This is a genomic window from Paenibacillus aurantiacus, from assembly GCF_042431225.1.
Classification (GTDB): Bacteria; Bacillota; Bacilli; order Paenibacillales; family Paenibacillaceae; genus Paenibacillus_Z; species Paenibacillus_Z aurantiacus.
Genome location: NZ_JBHMDO010000050.1, coordinates 1 through 10063 on the forward strand (window position 1 = coordinate 1; position 10063 = coordinate 10063).

Annotated in this window: 11 protein-coding genes; 8 read left to right on the forward strand and 3 right to left on the reverse strand. The window is 56.2% G+C overall.

Features of this window, described 5'->3' with window-relative positions; translation table 11 throughout:
• The 3 genes from ACFFSY_RS32330 to ACFFSY_RS32340 all read right to left on the reverse strand — a co-directional run.
• Nucleotides 1-379: IS3 family transposase (locus tag ACFFSY_RS32330; protein ID WP_377502169.1), on the reverse strand; the 379-nt coding region annotated here is incomplete at its 3' end.
• A gap of 11 nt (nucleotides 380-390) precedes the next feature.
• Complete coding sequence (locus tag ACFFSY_RS32335; RefSeq protein WP_377502173.1) at nucleotides 391-711, reverse strand: transposase; 321 nt, start codon at nucleotides 709-711, stop codon at nucleotides 391-393.
• A 456-nt stretch (nucleotides 712-1167) separates the two neighbouring features.
• Nucleotides 1168-3111, reverse strand: coding sequence for an ABC-F family ATP-binding cassette domain-containing protein (locus ACFFSY_RS32340; protein ID WP_377502176.1), 1944 nt, complete (start codon nucleotides 3109-3111; stop codon nucleotides 1168-1170).
• A 229-nt stretch (nucleotides 3112-3340) separates the two neighbouring features.
• On the opposite strand from ACFFSY_RS32340, the gene ACFFSY_RS32345 reads away from it, so the two are divergent.
• The 8 genes from ACFFSY_RS32345 (at nucleotide 3341) to groL (ending at nucleotide 9971) form a co-directional block, all read left to right on the forward strand.
• On the forward strand, nucleotides 3341-3946 hold the full coding sequence (locus ACFFSY_RS32345; protein ID WP_377502179.1) for a 5-formyltetrahydrofolate cyclo-ligase: 606 nt from the start codon (nucleotides 3341-3343) through the stop codon (nucleotides 3944-3946).
• A gap of 23 nt (nucleotides 3947-3969) precedes the next feature.
• Nucleotides 3970-4449 carry a cyclic pyranopterin monophosphate synthase MoaC gene (gene moaC, locus ACFFSY_RS32350; protein WP_377502182.1) on the forward strand — a complete coding sequence of 160 codons (480 nt, stop codon included), beginning with the start codon at nucleotides 3970-3972 and terminating at the stop codon, nucleotides 4447-4449.
• A 29-nt stretch (nucleotides 4450-4478) separates the two neighbouring features.
• Nucleotides 4479-4973, forward strand: coding sequence for a MogA/MoaB family molybdenum cofactor biosynthesis protein (locus ACFFSY_RS32355; RefSeq protein WP_377502185.1), 495 nt, complete (start codon nucleotides 4479-4481; stop codon nucleotides 4971-4973).
• Nucleotides 4970-6001 (forward strand): molybdopterin-binding protein, encoded by a 1032-nt coding sequence (locus ACFFSY_RS32360; protein ID WP_377502188.1) that lies wholly within the window; start codon nucleotides 4970-4972, stop codon nucleotides 5999-6001. The genes ACFFSY_RS32355 and ACFFSY_RS32360 overlap by 4 nt, the downstream gene beginning before the upstream one ends.
• A gap of 302 nt (nucleotides 6002-6303) precedes the next feature.
• Nucleotides 6304-6537, forward strand: a complete 234-nt coding sequence (gene tatA / locus ACFFSY_RS32365) for a twin-arginine translocase TatA/TatE family subunit (RefSeq protein ID WP_377502191.1) — start codon at nucleotides 6304-6306, stop codon at nucleotides 6535-6537.
• Between the two features lie 190 nt (nucleotides 6538-6727).
• Nucleotides 6728-7510: a twin-arginine translocase subunit TatC gene (tatC, locus tag ACFFSY_RS32370; RefSeq protein WP_377502194.1), complete on the forward strand. Its 783-nt coding sequence runs from the start codon at nucleotides 6728-6730 to the stop codon at nucleotides 7508-7510.
• 436 nt (nucleotides 7511-7946) lie between these two features.
• Entirely contained in the window at nucleotides 7947-8228 is a 282-nt protein-coding gene (gene groES, locus ACFFSY_RS32375) for a co-chaperone GroES (protein WP_148933378.1), read from the forward strand.
• A 114-nt stretch (nucleotides 8229-8342) separates the two neighbouring features.
• A complete protein-coding gene (gene groL / locus ACFFSY_RS32380) occupies nucleotides 8343-9971 on the forward strand; it encodes a chaperonin GroEL (RefSeq protein ID WP_377502197.1) in 1629 nt (542 codons plus the stop codon).
• The last annotated feature ends 92 nt before the right edge of the window (nucleotides 9972-10063 follow it).

The window sequence follows — 10063 nt, forward strand, 5'->3', positions numbered from 1 at the left end:
CCCATACTCGATTCGGCTCGGTCACATGGAACTGCTGGTTTAGAAGGTTTGGCGCAATCGGATCTTCGTGGTTAGAATCCGTCGTTTGGACATTGAACTTACGCGATACACAGGAGCGTAAGCCTAATTCCTGCATGTAGTTGCTTACCGTACGCTCGGTCACCGTGAAGCCTTCTTTCCGGAGCATTGCGGTCAATTTAGGGCTCCCATAACGCTGCTTGGAATCCTGGAAATGGTGCGCAATCCGTTCCAACACGCTGGCCTTTCGGGCTTCCTGCTGACTAAGTTCTGCCTTCAACCACTTGTAAAACCCGCTCGAGGATACCTCCAACGCACTGCACATCTTCACCACGGCGAACTCAGAGCGGTGGGCTTCCATGAATGAAAACCTCAGTTCCGTGGAGGTTTGCTGAAAATGTGCACAGCCTTTTTTACGATCGCCAGCTGCTCCTCCACATCTGCGATCTGACGATCTTTGGCCTTGAGTTCGCGCTCTTTCTCTTTCAGAAGCTGCTCAAGTTCACGAACCCTTTGCGCGCTTGCCAAAGGCTCGTTCTCAAACGTCCTGTACTGGGCCAGCCACTTGTGCAGGGTTCCTCTAGGGATGTTAAGTTCCTCGGCAATGTCCGCCACCGACTTTGTCTGCTCTTGAATGTACTTTACTGTGCGTTGCTTGAATTCTTCGTTAAACCGTTGCCGTTGTTCACCCAATGTGAACACCTCCTCGATAAGCTTATTATCCGGCTTCTCTTAATTAGGTGTCCACTTTTTATTCTAGCTGCACTGAAGTCATTAACGAGTCCGGAACAACCACCGGTGCGGCTGATAGTGACGCAGAAGTCGTTAACAGATCATGAACAGCTCACTGAAGCGGCCGATACACTATTGGTTATTGTAACCATCGCCTAGGTTGCGATCCAACCTTGCGTGATATCTTCCTGGTGTTCATGACGGGCAATGGCCAATGGCAAATGGCCACCCCCTCTTGGGTTCATCCTGCCCTGTCAGGTCCAACGTGCCCTGTCAGGTTCATCGTGCCCTGTCAGGTCCAACGTGCCCTATCGGTTCATGCCAAAAACGCCGCCCATGTCGACTGTGTCGATCATGAGCGGCGTTCTTTGTAACGTTCAGCGGGGAAGTGCCAGAGCGAGACCGACGCATGAGGTGCTAAGCGAGCAGTTCCTCCCATTGGTCATAGGCGGCCTGCAGCTGCGACTTGCGGGCATCGATGTCGGCTTGGATCGTCTGAATGCGCACGTAATCGTTGAACACCTCTGGGTCGGCGAGCTGCTCTTCGAGGACCGTGATTTCTGCCTCTAGGCGCGCGATATCGGACTCGAGCTGTTCCTGCTTGCGCTGACGGCTGCGCTCCTCGCGCTTCGCCTGTTTGTCGGCTTCATATGACGTAGGAGGCGCGGTTTCCGGCGAAGCGGCGTATTTTTTCGGGCTTGCCGGCGTTTGCGACAGCGATTCTTGAAGCAGTTCATCCATTTCACGCTTTTTCTCAATCATTTCGTCATAATTTCCCAGGAAATGCTCTGTCCCCTGCGGCGTGAGTTCGACAATGCGCTCGGCCATCTTGTTCAGGAAGTAGCGGTCATGGGAAATGAACAGCAGAGTACCGTCGTAATCGAGCAAGGCGCCTTCCAATACTTCCTTGCTGAACAAATCCAAATGGTTGGTCGGCTCGTCAAGAATGAGGACGTTGGCCTTGGCCAGCATTAATTTCGACAGCGATACCCGAGCTTTCTCCCCGCCGCTGAGCGAACCGACGCGCTTTAGCACGTCTTCGCCGCTGAAGAGGAAGTTGCCGAGCACGGTGCGGATGCGCACTTCTTCAAGACCGGGATAGGCGCTCCAGAGCTCTTCCAGCACCGTATTCGACGGATTGAGCGCCGTGTGCTCTTGGTCGTAATAGCCGAGCTTGATGTTGGTGCCCCATTTGATCGTACCGCTTTGGTGCGGCTGCTGGCCGACGAGCGCCTTGAGCAGGGTCGATTTGCCGATGCCGTTCGGGCCGATCAGCGCGACGTGCTCGCCGCGTTTGAGTTGGAATGACACGTTGCTGAACAGCGGGCCTTTCTTCTCCGGGAATTGAATCGACAGGTTGCCGACATCGAGGACATCGTTGCCGGTCTGCCGTTCGATTTCGAACGAGAAATGCGCCTTCTTCAGATCGCCCATCGGCTTGTCGAGCCGATCCATTCGTTCGAGCGCCTTGCGTCTGCTCTGCGCGCGTTTGGTCGTCGATGCCCGAACGATGTTCTTCTGGATAAAATCCTCCAGCTTGGCGATCTCGTCCTGCTGCTTCTCGTACTGCTTCATCTGCGACTCGTACTCGGCTGCCTTCAGATCGATATAGCGGCTGTAGTTGCCGGTATAGCGCTTGGCGGTATGGCGTTCGATTTCGACAATCGCCTGCACGACGGCATCAAGGAAATACCGGTCATGGGAGACGACAAGGACCGCGCCGGAGTAGGCGCGAAGGTAATCCTCGAGCCAGGTGAGCGTCGGAATGTCGAGATAGTTGGTCGGCTCGTCAAGCATGAGCAAGTCGGGCGCTTGCAGCAGGATGCGGGCGAGGGCGAGCCGCGTTTTTTGGCCGCCGCTGAGCGTCGAGACGAGCGTTTCTTTCGGAAAATGGCCGAAGCCCATCCCGTGGAGAACACTGCGGATACGCGTCTCCATCTCGAAGCCGCCTTGCTCGCGGAACCGGTCGGACAGCTTCGCATACTTCTCCAGCGCATCCTCGTAGGCTTTCGCATCCTGTTCGGACTGCGCCAGGTCGGCGATTCGCTGCTCGAGGGTGCGCAGCTCTTGCTCCATGTCGATCAGATGGGCGAAGACGGCTCGCATCTCCGCTTCGATCGTCCGCTCGGATTGCAGGCCGCTTGTCTGGGCGAGATAGCCGATCGTCGTTTCTTTTGCCTTGTAGATGGTGCCGGCATCATACGACATTTCGCCGGCGATGATTTTGAGCAGCGTCGACTTGCCTGCGCCGTTGACGCCGACGAGGCCGATGCGCTCGCGGGGAAGAATTTGAAAGGTAATGCCGGATAAAATCGGCTGGGCGCCGTAGTTTTTGGATATTTCGGATACTTGAAGGAGCATGATCGTTTTTAAACCTCCGGATCTGCTTGCGTTTTTGCTTGCATTTTCCTTAAGTGTACCGAATCTTCCGTGAAACGACAACGCCGCCGTGCGCGAGAAGAAGCCCGGAATCCCTCTGTGGGCCATTGGCGAAAAATGGGCAACAGTGGTACACTTAATAAACAATGCGTGCAAAAGGGAGAAGGCGTGCCTCGCGGTTCAGGAGGCGGCGCCGGCTAGGCGGGGAAAGATGAACGACATGAAGAAGGCGGAGCGCGAACGGCTTGCCGGTCTCCGAAGCGGCATTACGGCGGAACAGCGCGCGGCGTGGTCGGAAGCGGCGTGCGTTCATGCTGTGCGGTTGCTGGAGAAACGGGGCGTGGATACGTTGATGGCCTATGTCGCGTTTCGCTCCGAGCTGGATACGCTTCGGCTGCTCGAGTGGGGGTTCAAGAACGGGAAGACGGTCATCGTCCCCAGGTGTAACCCGGAGGATCGGTCAATGGAGCTGTACGCGATAACCGGGTTGGACGCGCTTATTCCGGGAGCTTACGGCATCATGGAGCCGAATCCTGCGGCAGCCGAACGGATTGAACTTAGGCAGGTCCTGCCTCAGGCCGTATTCGTCCCGGGGCTTGCGTTCGACGGGGCAGGCGGCAGGCTCGGCTACGGGGGTGGCTACTACGACAGATTCCGCGCGCGCGTCGAACAGGCTGCGGGCCTGCTGGACGAACCGGTTCCGCCGTGGATCGGCCTTGGCTTCGGTATGCAGCTTGTCGAGTCGGTTCCGATGGAGGCGCATGACGCGAGAATGGACGCGATCGTGACGGAACGCGGAATTCTAATCACGCCATAGGCGAAAGAAGGGAGCGGGTGCTCGTGGAGCTGACCCATTTTAACGAACAAGGACGGGCCCGGATGGTCGACGTCTCCGACAAGGAGATTACGAGCCGTACGGCAACGGCGCGCACGACCGTCACGATGAATCCGGACACGCTGTCGCGGATCAAGGCGGGAACGATCGGCAAAGGAGACGTGCTGGCGGTCGCTCAAGTCGCGGGCATCATGGCTGCGAAGAAGACGTCCGATTGGATTCCGATGTGTCATCCACTTCCGCTCACCGGCATTAATCTGGTGTTCGGCGACAATGGCGAAGGCGAGTTATATATAGAAGGAACCGTGAAGACGACCGGTAAGACCGGCGTCGAAATGGAGGCGTTGACCGCAGTATCCGCCGCTGCGCTCACCGTGTACGACATGTGCAAGGCGCTGCAGAAGGACATGGTCATCGGGCCGACCCATCTGGTGTCGAAGACCGGAGGCAAGAACGGCGACTATACGCATCAAGCGAATGGTTAGATCTCGAAGCGATAGGGGGAGAGAGTCATATGCGTTGGAAAGTAGCGCTGCTGACGGCGAGCGACAAAGGCTCGCGGGGAGAACGGGAAGATACGAGCGCGCAGGTGATCCGCGAGCTGGTGGAAGAGGAACTCGGCGGTGACATCGTCGACTACCGGATCGTGCCCGACGAGCAGGACGAGATTATGGCCGCGCTCATCGAGATGGCCGACTATTACCGCGCCGATCTGGTCATCACGACGGGAGGGACCGGACTGTCTCCCCGGGATTGGACGCCGGAAGCTACGCTTAAGGTAATCGACCGGGAAGTGCCGGGCTTGGCGGAGGCGATGCGCATGGGCGCGATGCAGCGGACGCGGCAGGCGATGCTCTCGCGCGGCGTTTGCGGCATTCGCGGCCGTTCGCTTATCATCAACTTGCCGGGCAGCCCCAAGGGCGTGCATGAGAATTTGATGGCGATTATGGACCAGCTGCCGCACGCGCTGAGCATCTTGTCCGGACGAATCGGAGAGCACAACGCATGAGCGGCGAAGCGAAGCGGACGACGCTGCGGGAAGTGCCGGTGGAAGAAGCGATCGGCCTAAGACTGGCGCACGATCTGACGCAGATCTTGCCCGGCGAATTCAAGGGCAGGCTGTTCAAGAAGGGGCACGTCATAACAGAATCGGATATTCCGAAGCTGCTCGACATTGGTAAAGCTCATATTTATGCGATGGAGCTTGGCGAAGGCGAGCTGCACGAGGACGACGCCGCGCTGCGGATGGCCGAGGCGCTTCGTGGAGACGGGACGCGCATGACGGAGCCGCATGAAGGCAAAGTTGCCGTCAAATCCGATTTGGACGCGCCGGGGCTGGCGGTCGTCGACCCAGCTTTCGTCCAGGCTGTGAACGAGATCGGCGAGATCGCGCTTGCCACCGTGAAGACGAACCATGTCGTGCAGCCGGGCGGCCAAATCGCGGCGACGCGGGTCATTCCGCTCGTGGTGGAAGAAGCGAAAGTGAGGAAAGTCGAGGAGCTGGCAACGCGCTACCGGGAGGCACACGGGGGAGCGGGTCCGCTGCGGATTAAGCCGCTGCGGCGGCTGCGCATCGGTCTGGTAACGACAGGCGGCGAAGTGTTCAGCGGACGGATTACAGACAAATTCGGCCCGGCTGTGCGGCACATCGTCGAAGCGCTCGGATCGGAGATCGGCGAGCAGCGTTTCGCCCCGGACGATCGACAAACAATTGTCAAGGAAATCCACTATTTGCTTGATAACCGTTATGATATGATATTAGTTACCGGTGGCATGTCCGTCGATCCGGACGACCGTACGCCGGCTGCCATCAAGGCGGCAGGGGCGGACATCGTCAGCTACGGCACGCCGATGCTGCCGGGATCGATGCTGCTCGTCGGCTATATCGGCGAAGTGCCGATCATGGGTCTGCCGGGCTGCGTCATGCACGATCCATACACCTCGTTCAACGTCTTGCTCCCGCGGGTTCTAGCCGGTGACGTCATAACGCGAGCGGACATCGTTGATATGGGGTATGGCGGTTTGTACGGGTGTTAACGGGTAATAGGTTACATAGAGAGAACTTCGCGGTTTTGTTTTTTAGAAGGAAGATTGTACGGCGAACGAGTCATAGTTGTGAAGCGTATGCTTTCGAAGCGAGTTTTTGCTGCGAGGTTATTTCTGCGAAGCGAATGCTTCACAAAACGAAGCGTATGCTTTCGAAGCGAGTTTTTGCTGCGAGGTTATTTCTGCGAAGCGAATGCTTCGCAAAAACGAAGCGTATGCTTCCGAAGCGAGTTTTTGCTGCGAGGTTATTTCTGCGAAGCGAATGCTTCGCAAAAACTTTTAGGAGGAACAATATGTTCAACGGCATTGGCGTGACAGGTATTATACTGATCGTACTGGTCGCTTTGCTGCTGTTTGGTCCGAACAAGCTGCCCGAGCTGGGACGCGCGTTTGGCCGGACGCTGAAAGAATTCAAGGCAGGCGCGAAAGATCTAATGGACGACGACGACCGTGAGCGCAGAGACGCAAGCCGGATCGAAGTGAACCGCGACAAAGAGGACAAAAACGATAAGCGGCTCCCTGAATAATCGGAGCTCGCTTTTTTTATGATCAACGTAAGAACCTAGAGGTTCCCGAAATTGATCAAGCGTCTTGTAATTCTCTGAGATGAAACACGCGCCGCCCTTCAGGAAGGCGCGTGCGGTTTCGCTCTGCTACAGCGGATGGCCGTATACGGGCCGCTTCAATAATATCACGGCCGTTAAGAGGTGAGCTTGCATGAATGAAGATACGACTCCGCGCCCTACGCGCGAGGAACTGGCTATGACGTTGTTCGAGCATATCGGCGAGCTGCGCAAACGGATCATTTATACACTGATCGTCCTGGTAATCGGGCTTGTAATCGGCCTTTTTCTCGCGAATCCGGCTTATGATTTTCTCATGTCCCAAGAGCCCGTCAGCGGTATGAAGCTGCATACTTTCTCGTTATGGGACGGCATCGGCATGTATATGAAATTCGCGCTCGTCATTGCGCTTCTGCTGGTCGTGCCGTTCGCATTCTTTCAATTATGGGCGTTCGTCAAACCGGCCCTGCATGAACGGGAGCAGCGCGCAGCGCTAACCTTCGTGCCGCTGGCGCTTCTGCTGTTCATCGGTGGACTGGCGTTCTCCTATTTCGTCGTCTTCCCAATGGCATTCAACTTCACGACCGATGTATCCAAACATCTGGGGTTGGAAGAGACGTACGGCATTACGCAATATTTTACGTTCCTGTTCAACATCTTGATTCCGATCTCGCTGCTGTTCGAGCTGCCGATTCTCATCATGTTTCTCACGCAAATCCGGATTCTGACGCCTACGCGACTGCGCAAAATGCGCCGCATCGCGTACTTGATCCTGATCATCGTCGGGACGATGATCACGCCGCCGGATTTCATTTCGGACATGCTCGTAGCGGTGCCGCTCATCGTGCTGTACGAGATCAGCGTCATGCTCTCGGGCGTCGTGTACCGCAAGCAGCAAGCGCGGGATGCCGCATGGGAAGAGGAGTTTGGCACGTAACCAACCGCAAGCCGGCCGAGGAGGCCGGCTTTTTTGCGTTTACGGGCGGGACGAGCATGGCGTAAGGCAGCTGGCCAAAACTTTTTGCAGCAGGGTTGAAGGGAGAGGCTTACGAAGGCATAAAGCTGTCAATGATGAACAGGGGCGCATTTCTAAAGCAGGCGAAAGGTTAACGAGGGATAAGGTTCGCGGTGTTCAAGATTGGCGAGGTGAACGGTGTGCGGCTATCCGACGTGGCGATCCGACCCTCGGAGACATACGCGGCGCTCGCGCTCGAAACATGCGAGCTTTTCCAAATTTCACGTAAAATGAACGGCCAGCCACTTGAAATCTAATTCCAAAATCGGTATTATAGGTTATGGTTATTAGCACTTAACAGTTGCGAGTGCTAATAAAAATTTCAACCTGCAACTCAAATCAAAAGGAGGCTATTTTCATGATCAGACCTTTGGGTGAACGCGTATTGATCGAACCGATCGCGAAAGAAGAAACAACGGCTAGCGGCATTTTGCTGCCAGACACGGCGAAAGAGAAACCGCAAGAAGGCCGCGTCGTTGCTGTTGGCTCCGGTGCGCTCAAAGACGGCGTACGCATCGCGCTTGAAGTGAAGGAAGGCGACCGCGTCCTGTTCTCCAAATATGCCGGCACGGAAGTGAAGTACGACGGCAAAGAGCTGTTGATTATGAAAGAGAGCGACATTCACGCGATCCTGGGCTAATCCCCGGCATTGCCGAACATACATCGTACGGACGATACTTAGGGAGCCCTTAGCGGCTCCGCCCTCAAGCACGAAGCGAAGCTTCATAAACTATTATTCCAGGAGGTTCTACCAATGGCTAAAGATATCAAGTTTGGCGAAGACGCGCGCCGCGCGATGCTCCGCGGTGTAGACGCACTGGCTAACGCGGTTAAAGTTACCCTCGGCCCGAAAGGCCGCAACGTGGTACTCGAGAAGAAATTCGGCAGCCCGCTGATCACGAACGACGGCGTGTCCATCGCGAAAGAAATCGAACTCGAAGACGCGTTCGAGAACATGGGCGCGCAGCTCGTGAAAGAAGTCGCGACGAAGACGAACGACGTTGCAGGCGACGGTACGACGACGGCTACGGTTCTGGCGCAAGCGATGATCCGCGAAGGCCTGAAGAACGTAACGGCAGGCGCGAACCCGATGGTTATCCGCAAAGGCATCGAGAAAGCCGTTAAAGCCGCTGTTATTGAACTGCAAGCAATCGCTAAGCCGATCGAAGGCAAGCAATCGATCGCTCAAGTTGCTTCGATTTCCTCCGCTGACGACGAAGTCGGCCAACTGATCGCCGAAGCGATGGAGAAAGTCGGCAACGACGGCGTTATCACGGTCGAAGAGTCCAAAGGCTTCGTGACGGAGCTGGAAGTCGTAGAAGGTATGCAGTTCGACCGCGGCTACCTGTCCCCTTACATGATCACGGACACGGACAAAATGGAAGCCGTCCTCGACAATCCATTCATCCTGATCACGGACAAGAAGATCTCCAACATTCAAGAGATCCTGCCGGTTCTCGAGAAAGTGGTTCAATCCGGCAAGCAGCTGCTGATTATCGCGGAAGACGTAGAAGGCGAAGCGCTCGCTACGCTGCTCGTTAACCGCCTGCGCGGCACGTTCACGTGTGTAGCGGTTAAAGCTCCAGGCTTCGGCGACCGCCGCAAAGCTATGCTGGGCGACATCGCTGCTCTGACGGGCGGCCAAGTGATCACGGAAGAGCTCGGCCTTGAGCTCAAATCCACTACGGTTGACCAGCTCGGTTCCGCTCGCCAAGTTCGTATCTCCAAAGAGAACACGATCGTGGTTGACGGCGCTGGCGACAAGAAAGACATCGACGTTCGCGTCAGCCAAATCCGCGCGCAGCTGGAAGAAACCACTTCCGACTTCGACCGCGAGAAGCTGCAAGAGCGTCTGGCGAAGCTGGCTGGCGGCGTAGCCGTCATCAAAGTCGGCGCAGCTACGGAGACGGAACTGAAAGAGCGCAAACTGCGCATCGAAGACGCCCTGAACTCGACTCGCGCTGCAGTTGAGGAAGGTATCGTTTCCGGTGGCGGTACGGCACTCGTGAACGTATACAATGCAGTATCCGCTGTTCAAGCAGACGGCGACGAGCAAACAGGCGTGAACATCGTCCTGCGCGCACTGGAAGAGCCGGTTCGCACAATCGCGGCTAACGCAGGCCAAGAAGGCTCCGTTATCGTTGAGCGTCTGAAGAAAGAAGAAATCGGCATTGGCTACAACGCAGCTACGAGCGAGTGGGTGAACATGTTTAATGCAGGTATCGTTGACCCTGCGAAAGTAACGCGTTCCGCATTGCAAAACGCGGCTTCCGTTGCGGCGATGTTCCTGACGACCGAAGCGGTTGTTGCCGACAAGCCTGAGAAAGACAAACCAGCTATGCCAGACATGGGCGGCATGGGCGGTATGGGCGGAATGATGTAAGACAGACGGAAGGGGGCGTCTCAAAAGGGTTAAGTAATTGTCTTCTAACTCCGAAGACCCCCTAAATTGAACAAAAAAATGGCGTTACAGGG